The 15,909-nt window shown below is 37.4% G+C and carries 12 protein-coding genes; 3 read left to right on the forward strand and 9 right to left on the reverse strand.

Going from position 1 to position 15,909, the window contains the following annotated elements:
* The first annotated feature begins 82 nt into the window (after positions 1–82).
* Complete coding sequence (locus tag HQN86_RS09090; protein WP_084498238.1) at positions 83–853, forward strand: 3-keto-disaccharide hydrolase; 771 nt, start codon at positions 83–85, stop codon at positions 851–853.
* A 78-nt stretch (positions 854–931) separates the two neighbouring features.
* Here the strand turns inward: HQN86_RS09090 and HQN86_RS09095 are convergent, their stop codons facing one another.
* The 9 genes from HQN86_RS09095 to HQN86_RS09135 all read right to left on the reverse strand — a co-directional run bounded on the left by HQN86_RS09095 (position 932) and on the right by HQN86_RS09135 (position 13,240).
* Positions 932–1,504, reverse strand: coding sequence for a DUF4199 domain-containing protein (locus tag HQN86_RS09095; protein ID WP_172660685.1), 573 nt, complete (start codon positions 1,502–1,504; stop codon positions 932–934).
* 29 nt (positions 1,505–1,533) lie between these two features.
* The gene (locus HQN86_RS09100) at positions 1,534–2,208 is read right to left on the reverse strand and encodes a hypothetical protein (protein ID WP_172660686.1); all 675 of its coding nucleotides are present in this window, start codon (positions 2,206–2,208) and stop codon (positions 1,534–1,536) included.
* Positions 2,201–3,463, reverse strand: a complete 1,263-nt coding sequence (locus HQN86_RS09105) for a dihydroorotase (protein ID WP_172660687.1) — start codon at positions 3,461–3,463, stop codon at positions 2,201–2,203. The genes HQN86_RS09100 and HQN86_RS09105 overlap by 8 nt, the downstream gene beginning before the upstream one ends.
* Entirely contained in the window at positions 3,460–5,505 is a 2,046-nt protein-coding gene (locus HQN86_RS09110; RefSeq protein ID WP_172660688.1) for a BatA domain-containing protein, read from the reverse strand. Before HQN86_RS09110 ends, HQN86_RS09105 begins: the two co-directional genes overlap by 4 nt.
* A gap of 21 nt (positions 5,506–5,526) precedes the next feature.
* The gene (locus HQN86_RS09115; RefSeq protein ID WP_246269524.1) at positions 5,527–7,104 is read right to left on the reverse strand and encodes a L,D-transpeptidase family protein; all 1,578 of its coding nucleotides are present in this window, start codon (positions 7,102–7,104) and stop codon (positions 5,527–5,529) included.
* 82 nt (positions 7,105–7,186) lie between these two features.
* Positions 7,187–9,811 carry an outer membrane beta-barrel protein gene (locus HQN86_RS09120; protein ID WP_172660689.1) on the reverse strand — a complete coding sequence of 875 codons (2,625 nt, stop codon included), beginning with the start codon at positions 9,809–9,811 and terminating at the stop codon, positions 7,187–7,189.
* 106 nt (positions 9,812–9,917) lie between these two features.
* Positions 9,918–11,405: a carboxypeptidase-like regulatory domain-containing protein gene (locus HQN86_RS09125; protein ID WP_172660690.1), complete on the reverse strand. Its 1,488-nt coding sequence runs from the start codon at positions 11,403–11,405 to the stop codon at positions 9,918–9,920.
* Complete coding sequence (locus tag HQN86_RS09130) at positions 11,406–12,554, reverse strand: FecR family protein (RefSeq protein WP_172660691.1); 1,149 nt, start codon at positions 12,552–12,554, stop codon at positions 11,406–11,408.
* A gap of 107 nt (positions 12,555–12,661) precedes the next feature.
* Positions 12,662–13,240: an RNA polymerase sigma factor gene (locus HQN86_RS09135; RefSeq protein WP_172660692.1), complete on the reverse strand. Its 579-nt coding sequence runs from the start codon at positions 13,238–13,240 to the stop codon at positions 12,662–12,664.
* 446 nt (positions 13,241–13,686) lie between these two features.
* Here HQN86_RS09135 and hisG point away from each other — a divergent pair, with 446 nt between their 5' ends.
* Both hisG and hisD read left to right on the forward strand, forming a co-directional pair.
* Positions 13,687–14,538 carry an ATP phosphoribosyltransferase gene (gene hisG / locus HQN86_RS09140; RefSeq protein WP_172660693.1) on the forward strand — a complete coding sequence of 284 codons (852 nt, stop codon included), beginning with the start codon at positions 13,687–13,689 and terminating at the stop codon, positions 14,536–14,538.
* A 68-nt stretch (positions 14,539–14,606) separates the two neighbouring features.
* Positions 14,607–15,899, forward strand: coding sequence for a histidinol dehydrogenase (gene hisD / locus HQN86_RS09145; protein ID WP_172660694.1), 1,293 nt, complete (start codon positions 14,607–14,609; stop codon positions 15,897–15,899).
* Positions 15,900–15,909: the final 10 nt, after the last annotated feature.

Raw genomic sequence — 15,909 nt, forward strand, 5'->3', positions numbered from 1 at the left:
AAATACTTGGAGAATTACTATAATTAATCCCATTTAATTATAAATTTGAATAGTTATTAAATTAAATCACACAATGATAAACATGCGTAAATCAGTTATCCTTGCTACATTAATGATGGCAGGAATTAACATTGTTCAGGCTCAAGATGCAAAACCTGAAGACACCGAAGTATATACTCCAGTTCCTAAAGTGGTATCAACACCGGAGCTTACAATAGCCCCCCCTTCTGATGCTATTATACTTTTTGATGGCAAAAACCTTGACCAATGGGTAATGACTGAAGACAGATCGAAACCTGCTGCGTGGACGGTTGCCAATAAAGTATTTACCGTAAATAAAAAATCGGGAAACATAGAAACCAAAGAATCATTTGGTAACTACCAATTACACCTGGAGTGGCGTGTGCCTGCAAATATCACTGGCAAAGGACAAGGCAGAGGCAATAGCGGACTTTTCCTTGCTTCTATTGGCAAAGGTGATGCTGGTTACGAATTGCAAATTCTTGACTCTTATAAAAACGACACTTATACAAATGGACAGGCTGCAAGTATTTACAAACAATTTGTCCCTCTTGCCAACCCAACCCGCAAACCAGGAGAATGGAACAGTTACGATGTGATCTGGACTGCACCTACATTTAACGAAGACAAAACTGTAAAAACACCTGCCAGAGTTACCGTGTTATTTAACGGAGTATTGGTTCAGGATAATACTACATTATTGGGGCCAACACAATACATCGGAGCACCTGCATACAGACAAGCTCATGGCCCTGCGCCAATTAAGTTGCAATCTCATGGAGATCCTAGCGAACCATTGAGTTTCCGTAACATTTGGATCAGAAATCTGTAATATCCATTAGGATGTTAAAACAAAAAGGCCCTGTATCATGCATGATACAGGGCCTTTTTTATAATACAATCAGATAGGTTATTGTTCTGTTGACTGAAACGGCGTCTTTGTCCTTTTAAATATAGCGGCAAATATTAGCGCACCAATAAAATACATTACCAATTGAATTCCAAGACCTACTATCACTTGGGAAAAATTAGGGTTAAATTGCTTTTCCATATCCTCCTCTTGCTTAGCCATAGCTTCTGCAAGTTTATCGTCTGTTACACCTAAACTTTTAAGCATAGATTCTGTTTTCGCACCTATCATTTCTTTCATTCTAACGGGATAAGTAGTGTCAATAAATTTACCGAAAGCAAGAGTAAATAAATAAACAATTACAGCCGAAATAATGAACATAACAAAGATATGAAGCAAAGCTTCGCCAAAAGTCCAATAACCTCCAGCCTTTTTACGCATATCTAAACAAAGTACAACACTTAATCCAAGGCCAATTGCCAATTGTAGCCCCAGCATTAAAAATGACCCCATTTGCTCTGGCAATACATAATTCATAAATAAAAAAAGAACAATACTTACTCCCGCCATAATAAGTCCATTCTTAAAAGACTCTTTCTTTAAGTTTGCCAAAGGCTCAGTTGTCAATTCCATAATAGTTTTTTAAGATGTTAATTTAAAAATTAGTTACTCGCATTAAAATTAGCGATTAAGGTATACACCGCAATATCAAACTCCTTGTTTGCACTAAAATCCTCTAGCTCTTTAATTATCTTATCATTGGCTTTAGGCTGATGGAAGAAAACCATAAAAGGAACAAAAAGATCTTCCATTTCTTCACCCAGATCAATCATCCCGGCATGACTGCAGATATCCTCAACACTTCCTTCAATCAATTGCTGGTTGCTGATCAGGTCTTCATAAATATGGAATTCGTCCTGAAACTCGTCTTCCTCAACCAATAAGAATTCTTTAAGGAAATCACCTAATTCAGGTTTTATACGCTCGTCATGGCATTCATTGATATACAACAAAAGGTTCAGTAATTCTGTTCCCCTATCTATTGTTTCTTCTTCAATCCTTAGCCACTCTTCGGAGTCAAGGTAATCTTCTTCAAGTTTTTTAATATCAATAGAAAAGAAATTAATCATTAGCAAATCAAAGAATACTTCTCTAAGCTCCTCAAATGATGGATGCTCATCAAAAACTTCATCAAACTCTTCAACCTTCTCTATAAAGCCAAGGTCTTTGTTAAACACTTCTACAAGGCTTTCCTCTAACTTAACCGAGTCATTACCAGATACCGCAGCAAATTTATCTAACGATGCAATTAGTGCGTCTTTTACATGATTATCCATATGATTGTAATTGTTTGTTATTAAATACCAGTTGAACTTTACCGGTCAGTTTTTTATTTAATAGTGGAGAATTGGCAGATTTAGAATAGTTACTGGCAACATTATACTCCCATTGTAAAGTAGGATTATAAACTGTAAAGTTGGCTTCAGCACCTTCTTCAATCACAGGAACTGCGAGTCTTAGTAATTTACGGGGATTTATAGAAAGCTTCTCCGCTATCTGCGTTGCATCAAGTCCGGCTTTTATAAGCAAAGGCAAAACAGTTTGCAGGGCAATGATGCCGTATGATGCAATTTCAAATTCAACATCTTTAAATTCTATTTCGTGCGGGCGATGCTGTGATCCTATTGCATCAATGGTTCCGTCTTTTAAACCTGTAAGCAATGCCTTCACATCAGATTTACCACGCAAAGGTGGCTTAACCTTGTAATTACTGTCGAAATCATTCAGCAACTCTTCTGTAAACACCAAATGATGTGCAGCTACATCACAAGTGATTTTCACACCATCTTTTTTAGCTTTCTTTATAAGCGCTACAGAACCTGCTGTTGAAATATTACTAATATGTACAGGAGCATTATGGTAAGTGGCTAAAAAGATATCGCGGCTAATGTGCATTTCCTCTGCTAACGATGGCAATCCTTTCATTCCCAATAACACGCTGGTTTTGCTTTCGTTAATCTGCGATTTTCCTGCAATGGATTTATTCTCAGGATATACCATTAAAAGTCCGTTAAAACCCTGGGTGTATTGTATTGCGCGACTCATAAAGCCATCGTCAACAATTGCCTTTCCTCCATCAGAAAATGCTACTGCACCCGCCTGCTTCATGTCGTACAATTCTGCAAGCTCTTTACCTTCCAGTCCCTGACTAACCGCTCCTATTGGCAGCACATCTACCAGATTGTTTTTTGCCCTGTTAATAATGTATTCCACTTCGGCCTTAGATTGCACCACTGGCTTAGTATTTGGCAAAACCGCGATCCCTGTAAACCCGCCTGCTTTTGCAGCTTCAGTTGCCGTATTAATATCTTCTTTGGTTTCGAAACCTGGATCTCCGATTGAACAGTTTAAATCAAAGAAACCTGGAGAGAGAACAGCACCCTGGCCATCAAAAACCTGTTCGTTTTTAGATGCGGTCAGGTTGTTACCTATAGCCGTTATCTTTCCTTGTTCTACACGAACATCACATTTCTTTTGATTGAACTGGCTGTTTGGATCGGCAATAACTATACCCGTGATAAGAAGGTTCATGATATTTTTATGTTTTTTATGTTATTAAAGAATCTAATAAGTAGTATTTCACCGGCTAAAAAAACAATAGTTAAAATTAGGCAAAGTTTCCATAATTCACTGCTGCTATTTTTCCCTTCGATATTTAATGATTGTGCATCCTTTTTAGAATTAAATACTGCTACCTTTTGTTTGCCAAACAAGTTATTAAGCTGTGTTTCTGTAGCATAATGCATGTCGGATTCTGTACGGTTATCATTAAACGCTATAATGGCCAAAACAGAATCTGCTTTTTTTAATTCATAAAAGCCCGATTTCTTTACCTGATCTGCAACATATAGTAAAGTTTTTCCGGCAGTTTGTCGCACTTCAGGAATAACTTCAAAGTCATTCGACACCAATTTTAACGACTGATTAGCTAGAAGACTAATTTTTTCACTTTCTAATAAATTATTGAGGCCTATTGTATAATATAATGGTTGCTCTTTTGCACTTGCAAAAGCAATCTTATACATTAATGGTACAAAAACCGGGTGCTTAGGCAGGTTGCTATCCTTAATATCCAATGAACTTGATGAAAGATAAATTTTACCGGCCCCTACCGTATACTTTGCAAACAGGAATCTATTTAAAGGCAATTGCAAAATGCTTTCTTTAGCACTTGTATTCTGCTCAGTATAACTAAAATACCTGTTTACCAAGGGCAGATCTATATTTTTAGGAATCTGATCGAACACATCTTTAAAAACAGAGTTCTTTAAATCCATACTGCTTGCCAAAGGTGGCCCAGAATTTAATTGCTGAACCGCAGGCAGCGACAAGCCGGTTAAGAACGGAGTGTAAACACTGCTATTGGCATCAAGATCAGGAAAGATAACTACAGATCCCCCATTTTGTACATATCCTTTTAATTGCTGAGCGAGGCCTGAAGATGGTTCTTTTAGCCCGTTAAGTACTATTAAACTGTAATCGGAAAAGCTGGAGTATTTAATGTTCGACTCAGGCATTTCGGTAAGTTTAAAATAATTGTCGGATGCAAAGAGCGCCTTTATAAATTTATCAGAAGAATTGCCCGTGATGTTTAGCACCTTTAGCTCATTACTTACCTTAAAGCTAAAATTCAGATCATCATCAAATGTTAAAGGAAAGTCCTTAATACTAATTACACCTTTTTGCCACCCGCTTTTTAATCCACTAAAAGATAAAGTGTCTTTAACTGACTTACCAGCCTCAACATTTATATTACTGATAGCTTTTTGCTGTTTGTTTATTGTTAGCTTTAAGGCTATGCCCGAAGCAAGCTCTTCACCATAATTCCTCAATTGGACCACAACCCTCTCTGCCTGCCCTGATTGGTGTACCGGTGAAAGGCTCCAAACACTATCAACCGAAATATTCGGAAGGCTGTTGGCATTTAGCTTAATAAAAGTATAACTGATCTCTTTATTGGCCGCTAAAGGTTTATCACCTGCAAAACTATTCTGAAAGTCGGAAAGCAGATAGCAGATCTCGTTTCTATTTGCAGAAAAACTTGCCTGTTGTCTGTTTAGAATCTGTTGCAAAGTCTTATTTGCTGGTGATATCTTAATTTCATCCAGTAATTGAATAAACTCTTCTTTATTAACAAGCCTTTGGTGCTTGCCCTCAAAATCGTTTGTAATTAATTGAAACTGATCATTAATATCATATGACCTTACAATTTCCTTTGCCTTTCTTTTAGCTTCATCAAGTAAACTGCCCTCTTTGTTTACTGTCTCCATACTATAAGAGTTATCAATATAGATACTGATAACATTTCTCTGTCCCGGATTATGTTTGTTGCCCGAGGGGATAAAAGGCCTGGCAAATGCCAGCACAAGAAATACGATGGCCAATACCCTGCACAAAAGTACAAGCAAATTTTTAAGCTTTTCTCTTGAAGAATTTTGCTCCTTTGCCTCCTTTAAGAATTGTACGTTGCTAAAATATACTTTCTTAAATTTCCTGAAATTGAATAAGTGAATTACAATAGGTATGGCTATTGCCAGCAGCGCGAAAAGAAAACCTGGGTATAGGAAATTCATTAAAAACCAAAGGTAGAACTTTTACATGAATTTTTTCATAGCATCCCATAAAGTTTCATCTAAACCATAAACATCTGGTCGGAACTGCAGACTACCGTTTTGCGACCATGCGGTTATGTAATTGATGATCAAGGGAACAGGTTTTTTAACGCCAAACCACTTAGGCTTTAATCTATAAACATTTACTGTATCAGCTTTTTTAGCCATTTTTTTTCGGTAAACCGCCATTCTGTTGGTATCTATTGGCGGCAGGTTTACTTCCATTCTTAGCTGATCGTATTCGTACTTATCTTTTACCAGCGTTTCAGCAAATTGTAACGGTTTTTCTACACGAACACAACCATGGCTTATTGCGCGGTTAGCTCTGGAAAATGCACTTTTATTGTTCGTATCGTGCAGGTAGATGCTCGATCCATTGTCGAATATAAATTTAAACTTACCTAAAGCATTCCCCTCTCCTGAGCCTTGCTTGAATTGAAAAGGCAACTTCTCTCTGGAATACTTACTCCATTGAATAGTATCGGGCTCTCCTATTTGTTTACCCTTATAATATACCTTAATGTTACTATTCGAAAGATAATATGGATCTCTAACTGCCTGCCAGTAAATTTCACTTTGTGCAATGCTGACCGGAATATTCCATATCGGATTTACCTGTATAGAGTTCAGTTTACTGTATAGTAAGGGTGTTTCATGATTTTTCGGCTTATCATCCAGATTTCCCGATTTCAGGTACTGCTTAATTTTATCGGCATAACCTTCCTCGCGTTTCCCTCCAACACAAACTTTCATCTGGGTAAGTGTGTCCTGGTTTTTAAACCAGGTAAGTGAAAAATCAGGGATATTTACCTGCACATACTCATCGCCAAGCTCTGGCAATTTCCAGCGCAACCGCTCCATATTTACCATAATGGTTTTTACCATATAGCTTTTACTGCCAGAGTCGGCCTTGTATTTTGAAAGTTTATGCTGGAATACCTGATAATCGGGAGAAGAAGGTTGGATGCTTGTTAATAGTTTTTGAATGTCCTTTGTCTCCAGAACAGCAGTTACACTTAGGCTATCAGGTCTTTTTACCGGCACATAGTACCGGCTAAATAATTTCCTTGGATTGATGCTACCGTAATAAACAAAATTATTGTATTTGATAAGCCCCTCTGCAGCATTAAGCTCCAGATCAGCAATTACAGGATAAACTTCATCTATTGATTTGAATTTATTGGCGTGTAATGTAGCCAACAGCGATTCTATTTGCTTATATCTAAAGAGATTTGGGTTAAAGCCATGTTCCTCACTCCTGCCTATGTAGTTTTCTAAACTATCTAACCCACCATTTACAAAGAATTTGGTAACCAATTCAGGTTTATATTCATTTGCATAGTAATAGTTTGTTAACGTATTGGGATTCGAAAATTTAGGTTTTAAAGAATCAAGGTGTTTTTTAAAAACAACATTATATACAGCAGTATCAAATTTTTTGTACAGTTTATTTTTGAAATGATCTGACAGTACTACCCCTACTTCAGGCACATCTTTAAACCAATTACACGATGATAGCATCGTTATTAACACAACAACAGGCAGTACAGTTTTTTTCAAAGCAAGTGAGTTAGCGACAAATTTAGCCGTTTTTTTATACTTAATGCTTTACCCAAACAAATTAAGTGCCACTTACTATTTCTTAAGCTCCAAACTTCCTTACTTTAAATATAAACGAAAGCATGAAATATCGACCTAATCTGTTTACTTGTCTATCTACAATTACGTTATCGAACACATCTCTTGAGATGCCTGAATTTTCATTAAATAAATCAAACCCATCCAGACGTAAGGTGCCCATGTCTTTTTTAAGAAACTTGTACTCCATAAACAACCGTAATATAGTAGGGTTATTCACAAAAGAATTATCATACCCTGAATTGATCTGTTTAGTAAAGTCGTAACCAAGAGTTAGATCTTTAAAAAAGTAATTACGCCCCTCTATTCCGTATTCAAAACGATTGGTCTGCCGGTCTTCGAAATTCTCTTGCGAATAGGTAGTCCTATTTTGCATGTAAGATGTCTCTATTTCGAAATTAACAATATTTTCCAGGTCTACCCTAAATTCCAATTCCTGTCTCCATACTGCATTTTTTGCAACGTTCTTATTTTGATCAACAAAAGCAACATTGTTATTTAAGGAACCCCATCCGGAAAACTCTATTGTAAACTTACGCTCAAAGAACGGCTTGGAATAGTTATAGTCTCCACTTAAATTATAAAAACCATCAGTATTGGTATAACTGGTTATTTGATTTACTGTATTTGGGATCAGTACTTTAGTAGTTACGATCTTATTTTGTGTTTGGTTATATGAAATATTGGCCGATAACATATGCCCACGGTTCCAGTCTGATTGTTTGTAGCGGGCATTTACACTGTGAATAAATTCAGGCTTTAAGTCTGGATTACCAATCACTACGTTTTGAAGGTTAGAATTGTCAGCAATGGGCTGTAGTTGTAAAAACCCGGGTTGGTTGTTGCGCCCCCAATAATTGAACTCAAACGATTCCTGATTTGAAAATCTATACACCATTCTGGCCGAAGGGATCAGATTAAATGTCCTTTGTTCTGTACTGATGTCTTTACTGATATTTTGCCCTTTAAGTACTGCTGGCTGACCATTTACACCTAAAGTATAATTAAACTTTTCACTAATAAAACGATAGTTTACCCCTACTTTATTGGTAATAAACTGATAATCGTAATTATTACTTAAATCCGGGTTAAACACTTCTCCACCGTTAAGTACGTCCCGGGTATCTCTGGTACTGGAAGTGGCAGATCGGCTATAATTGTAATTGAATTCGATAAATGTTTTACGCCACAAAGGTTCCATGTAAGAAAATCCCGAGTAGGTACCCAGGGTGTGGCTATTCTGATCGGTAAGTTGATTTTGGAATCTTGTAGAATCAACCCCGCCCTCAGTAATCAGGTAATCATTAGACACGTCCTTAAAGTTATCACCATTAGAATAGTTAAAACCACCCCAATAACTAAAGTTCCTGCCTTTCTTAGAAAATTTATGATTGTAAAACAAGTTAGTTTTCATGAATAAGGAACTGGCATTATTCAGGTTTTTACTATTGCGGTTCGTGATCAGATCCTCTTGAGTGATAGTAGAAAGGCCACCACTACTACCGCTATTTGTATTATATGTAAACTGTGGAGACACTTTAAGATAATTCATGGTATCTCTCTTATATTCTACATTACCATTAAACTCATGATTATACCTGTTGTTTAAATTATCGTTCCTCGAATCCTCTAAACGGGTATAACTATCAAGAAAGTTCTGGGTATGCGAAGTACTAATGGTATTGTTTTTAGTGTTATCGAAATTATAGCTTGCATCAGCAGAAAGTTTGGGGCTCCACTCATTTCGATAATTCAAGCCACCTGCATTTCTGGTAGTTATTCCATCACCTCCGCCCCCTCTCATGTTCGCATTATTTACTGTACCATCAAAAGAAACCTGGCGCTCTCCTTTCATGCTATTGCCCCTAAAGCTGGTATTGTACCTGTCAGAATTACCTACCCCTCCCTGTGCCCGGGCAAAGTATCCCTTTTTCTTATCCTCCTGAATGGTTAGGTTCAGTATTTTTTCAGGCTCACCTGTTTTTATGCCTGTTAATTTAGCCTGATCGCCATAGTCGTCTATAAACTGAAGGTTTTTAATGATGTCGGCAGGCAAATTCTTAATGGCAGTAGCCACATCCGTACCAAAGAAATCCTTTCCATTTACTTTTATCTTGGTTACCGGTGTACCTTGGTTGGTTACATTTCCATCTTTATCAACCTTTATACCGGGTAACTTTTTCAATATTTCATCTACAGCATCCCCTTCCCTAACAGGAAAAGAAGCCGCATTAAAGCTTACAGTATCTTCAGTAACTTTTACAGGAGGAACTCCCGAAATAATTACTGCATCAAGAGTATTGGAAGTTGGTTTGAGTTTAACATTGGGAATTACCAGGGTATTGCCTTGTGTAATGGTGTACTGTTTGGTAAAAGTATCAAATCCAATAAATGCTGCTGTTAAGGTAAATTGTTTAGACTTAACCTTGGTAAAACTGAAGCTTCCGTCTGTATTGGCCGAAATACCCAGGCTATCTTTAACCCAGTTAATTCTAACGATGGCACCGGGCAGTGGCAGCCCAGCCGTATCTAATATGTTTCCTTTAACCGTGTAACTTTGTGCTTTACTGGTTAAAAAAGCACCAGTAAGCGCTACAAGTAAAAGAATTGATTTAATAAAATGGTTCATTTGGTTGTGTGTGTGCCATAAAGGTACAATAAGCTTTGCTAAAGCGTTTTAAGCGTAATTAACATGTTACAACAACACTACCATAAAATTCAGAATACCAAGTTAATCAGTCTTTTGTTTTTGGTAAGATATAATCCATCGGCACCATATCTGCAACCTTTTCATAACCCCAGAAACCTTCATAGAGCAAAGATCCGGGATCATAAATGCCCCCGTTCTCATAAAAATTGATGGACGATTTTAATTGATAAACCAATGAGATCTGAAACCTCGAATATTCTGGTGGTCTTTCAATCTTGTAACCAGAATGATCCGCATAGTTTCTTGTTTCCCTCTCCTTTTTAAAAACGATGTACAGTGCATCTTTGTAATTGAGGGTTTTCAGGCTGCTTAATTTTTGTTTAACCAAAGTATCTGTTAACACCTTCCCCCTGGTTAGCACTTCTAAAGTATCCGGCTTATTCTTCATCATGGTCCAGTAACTCAAAGAATCTTTTCTGGTCTTTAAGCTAATTTGTTTCCCTCTGATATCAGAAAAGAAGTTAATCTTCGCTTCAGTTAGTGTATCCGGGCGTTTACTCTTATTTGGGGCCTTTACCAGTTTATTAATAATAAAGCCATCTTCCTCAATTGAGTTACTGTATAACGATCTGAAAAAATGTTGAGGAGAACCTAAGTAGGCCACTTTTCTTTTTTCCTGATAAGCTCTTATTTTTGATCTTGTGCCCTTGATTTCTTCAAAATAAGGATAGCCATAAAATAAGACAATCTTTGTTTCTTCATCTTCTTCAAAGTATTTAAGCAGGTATTTAATTCGGTACCCCAATGCTTTATTTTCTACAACAATAAATTCATCGGCTATTGCTTTCAATATGTGCTTTTCATCATCATAATCAAATTGTATTACCTCCGGATTAGTAATTTCGCACTTTTTAGAATTTGGGGATGTGCCAATGAAACTTTCCTTAAAGGCCTTAAGGCGCTCTTCACGATGCGGATCTAATGTAATTACGACCTCTTTTAACTGCTTAATATTTTCCTGAAGCTTAATTTCTATATCGGCAGATTTACTAATAATGGTTACGTTTTGGTTTGCTGGAAGATACCCGATCATTTGAACAAGCACATTGTAATTTCCTTCCTTTAAATTTCGAATCACAAACCTTCCTTCATTATCTGCCACAGTTCCTGTCTGGTATCCGCTAAGTAAAATGCCGGCACCCGGCAATGTCTCTCCATTCTTATCTTTAACTACCCCGGAAATAGCATATAAACTCTGTGGTGGCAAAACTTCATTCTTATTCTTAGCAATAATCATTACAATTTTATTTTCGATAATGTAGGTTACAGGTAGATCTTCAAAAACGGTACTCAAAACCAAATCAATACCTGCATTTTTAACAGTTATACTAACTGTTTTTAAGCCCTGTAGTAAAGAGTTATCGTACAGAAAATCATAGTTGCATTGTTTTCTGATCTCCTTAAAAACTGTCGACAATTCGGTATCCTTTAGCGACAGAGTGATACCTTGCGCGTTCGCGTTAACTGTGGTATGCAGAAATACGATCAAAAAAAACGCGAATATCAATCTCATCTACTCTGTAACTATAACTCTGTTTCCGTCTATTTTAAATTTAACCTTACCCGTTACTTCTAATGCTTTTAAAACAACCGAAATATTTTTTGAACGAGATACTGTACCGCTTAAATGGAGGTTTTTATGATTTCCATTGTCAACAATTTCAACATTATACCATCGGGCAACCTGACGCAGAATGCTACCAAAATCTTCGTTATTAAATATAAAATCTCCATTTTTCCAGGCTACAGCCCCCTCTGTGTCTGCCTTACGAACACTTAGGTTATTTTTGGCTAACAACGATTCCTGACCAGGCTGTAAAATCTTATGTTCATTATGGTTCGACACTTTAACAGATCCTTCTAATAATGTAGTTCTGGTTGCATCCTCATCGCTATAAGAATTTACGTTGAAATGGGTACCCAACACCTCAACCTCTTGTTTATCTGTTTTCACAATAAAAGGATGCATTTTATCTTTCGCAACTTCAAAATAAGCCTCACCCACAAGTTCGACTTTACGCTGTTTAAGTGAGGTAAAAGTTGCAGGAAATGTAAATGTAGAAGCGGCATTTAACCAGATCTTTGAACCGTCGGGTAAAGCCACCTGATATTGTTGCCCTCTTGCGGTAGTTATACTATTTAATTCAGAATTCTCTATGGCTGTTTTCTGTTCATCCTCCTTTAAAGGTTTGGCTTTATAGGCCAATTTCCCGTCTGCAGTTTTGAAAATAGAGACATTTGTTTGTTCAGCGATCAGACCTGTTGGCGCATCAGATAAAATTATCTTTTTCCCGTTTGCAAGGGTTAAAGTAGCCGTATTTTGAGCGGGTGCCACATCATTAACGGTGTTTGCTACTATAGAGGCCTTAGGCTCTGGACTGATTTGCTGATTGTAATAAAACAAACCACCACCAATTACAACTAGCAAGCATGCAGCGGCAACAGCCGCATACCATAAGCGTTTTACTTTTGCAGGTGCCTTCTGTTCCATCAGCGATTTGTAAATCGCTTCAGTCTCCTGATTCAGCTCATCCTCAGAAAGTACTGGAATATTATCTTTAGAAAAATAATGCAGCCAGTATTTAGCAGTTTGTTCTTCCGCAGGAGTAGCTGTACCAGCACTCACTTTATCCAAAACTTTTTTAATATCTTTCTTTTCCATTGGCTCTTTAGAATTTCCGCTGATTTGAATTTGGGATTCTGCTCATTGTTGACATAGACAACTCAGGAACACCAAATGGGGACAGCGTCTGAAATTATTTTTACAAATCAGGAGTTAATGATAAAAATCAAGTAAATACCAAGTCCTAATTTTAGCTTCAAGTGCTTCATTGCCCTTTTCAGCTGGGTATTTACTGTTGATTCCGCAACACCTAAATGTTCAGATATATCTTTTGCAGACATATATTGTTTGCTTCGTAATTCATAAACCTTTCGCATTCCTGGTGGCATTGCCGCTATTTCTTTTTCTATCATTGCAGTGATATCCTTTTCTCTTATCAGAAAATCGGTTTCTTCACTATCAACATCTATATAATGGTTTCCTTCGTCTGCATATCGGCGTAAAACATCTTTATGTCTAAAAACATTGAAAATCTTATTAAGAACAGATTTATAGAGATAACCAGAAAGGGTGGTTTTTAAATCGAGCGTTTCACGATTGTTTAACATCCATGCAAAAACATCCTGCACTATATCTCTGGATTCTTCTTTATTACCAAGTTTGTGATAGGCATAGAGATAAAGGGGCTTATCGTACCTCATGTAGATTTCCCTAAACGCCGCATCATCTCCAGACTTAAATAGCCGGATCAATTCACGTTCGTTATATTTGGTATAGTCTAACATATAAACAACTTCTCTAAAGTTAACTATTATCTGAATACTCAAATCAGATAATATCCCCGTATTGAGAAAATTACAATCGGTTAATAAGAAAGGGCTCTAGCTGCTGATGGTTTTAGGGGTTTAATAGGCCCTGTCAAAGCTTCGCCACACTTAACTCACTATCAAGTCTGAGGCAGTTTCGGCTCCATTTTTATTTTGTACAGCAGTTACATATTAATTTTAAACCAAATTTTATTTGGAATTGCGATTTCAATCTATATATTTGCATCTCCTCAGGATGCTAGCCATTGTTGATAAGGAACTTAAATAATATTATGAACACAATTTTGAATCATCATTTACATTTGCACCATCGCCAATTGGCGATGTATATGTAATGTTTTGTACTTCAAAACTTGTTTCCGACCTTATTTTCTTGTTCAATTCAATAATAATCAAAAGCACATTTGAAAACACTTAAAATCGCTATCCAGAAATCGGGTAGATTAAACGAAAAATCAGTAGAAATCCTTAAAAATTGTGGTCTATCTTTCGAAAACTACAAAAGCTCATTAATTTCAACTGTTACAAATTTCCCATTGGAAATCCTCTTCTTAAGAGATGACGATATTCCGGAATATGTACAGGACGGAATTGCCGATCTGGGCATAGTTGGCGAAAACGTAATTGTAGAGTCTGGCTCTGAAGTTACTTATCTTCAAAAATTAGGCTTCGGTAAATGCACACTTAAAATCGCAATCCCTAACGAAAGTCACATTACAGAAATTGCACAATTAGAAGGAAAAGCCATTGCAACTTCTTACCCTGTAATCCTTGAAAAATACCTTAAAGATAATCATGTAAATGCTGAGGTTCGTACCATATCCGGATCTGTAGAAATTGGTCCGGGTTTAGGATTAAGCGACGCGATTTGCGATATCGTTTCAACTGGTGGAACATTAAAAAGTAATGGCTTGAAGCCATTCTCAGAAGTGATGAAATCTGAGGCTATATTGATTGGAAAAGAAGGCTCAGAATTATTACCGGAAGTTCAGGAATTGTTGCAAAGGATCCGTTCGGTACTGCGTGCAAAAGAGACCAAATATGTTGTGCTGAATGTGGCTAAGTCTAACCTTAAAAAAGTTGTAGATCTTTTGCCTGGTGTAAAAAGCCCGACTGTAGTTCCATTGTTTGATGAGGACTGGGTTGCTGTACATTCGGTAATTGCAGAGCATGATTTCTGGGAAAAGATCAATAGTCTTAAAGCAGCCGGCGCACAAGGAATTGTTGTTATGCCTATTGAAAAAATCATTGCTTAATCATAAGATCACAATAGAAAAACGCTTATTTTATCATTAACTAATAGTTAAACTTAAAATATAACAACTTGAAAATCTACAGTTATAAGGATTTATCTAAACAAGAGATTGAATCGATCTGTTTAAGGCAGCTGGAGGACGACGCTACAATACAAGACCGTGTAAAAGGCATAGTGGATGCTGTTAAAACCGACGGAGACAAGGCTTTGTTTAGCTTTGCAAAACAGTTTGACCAGGTTGAATTAGCACAGCTGTTCATCGGAAAAAAAGAGATTGAAGAGATAGCCGCATCTATTCCTGCAGCTGCAAAAGCAGCTATTGATACAGCCTACCAAAACATCCGAACCTTTCATGCGGCTCAGGCCAATAAAGAAGAAAAGATAGAGACAATGCCAGGTGTAACCTGCTGGCGCGAAGCGAGGGCTATCGACCGTGTAGGCCTTTATATCCCTGGTGGATCTGCTGTTTTACCAAGTACTTTTTTGATGCTTGGAATACCGGCTATACTTGCGGGATGCAAAGAGATTGTGGTATGTTCCCCTCCTCAAAAAGACGGAAAAACAAATTGTTATCTGGCCTATTGCGCTTTGAAATTGGGAATTGAAAAGATCTATCTGGTGGGAGGTGCACAGGCGGTTGCCGCAATGGCTTACGGAACAGAAAGCGTACCTAAGGTATACAAGATTTTTGGCCCAGGTAACCGTTATGTAACACAGGCAAAACAGCTGATACAGTCGACAACCATGACTGCAATTGATATGCCTGCTGGTCCTTCGGAGGTCCTGGTGCTTACAGATGAGACTGCCAATCCGTCATACGTTGCTTCCGACTTACTTGCACAAGCAGAGCATGGAGCTGATAGTCAGACCATACTGGTCTCCACCTCAAACGAAATCATAACTAAAACACTTGAACAAGTTGAAATTCAACTAAAAGAACTTCCAAGAAAAGACGTAACTGCCCTTGCAATAGCAAATTCGTATGCTGTACTGGTAAAAGATCTGGAACAAGGTATGGAATTTAGCAACACCTATGCCCCAGAGCATCTGATCCTTTCCACAGACCATTTCGAACCACTTATACCGCTGATAGCTAACGCAGGATCTGTATTTTTGGGTAATTTAACTCCGGAAAGCGCAGGAGATTATGCTTCGGGCACTAACCACACTTTGCCTACAAGCGGCTTTGCAAAAGCTTATTCAGGTGTTTCACTTGATTCGTTTGTAAAGAAGATTACCTTCCAGCACATCAGCCCTAAGGGTTTAGAAAATATTGGTAACACTGTTGAGGTACTCGCAGAAGCGGAAGGCTTAAGGGCGCACAGAAATGCGGTAAGTATTAGATTGAAAGACATAGTTTAACAAGCCCAAA

The sequence above is a fragment of the Pedobacter panaciterrae genome, from assembly GCF_013204795.1.
Classification (GTDB): domain Bacteria; phylum Bacteroidota; class Bacteroidia; order Sphingobacteriales; family Sphingobacteriaceae; genus Pedobacter; species Pedobacter panaciterrae.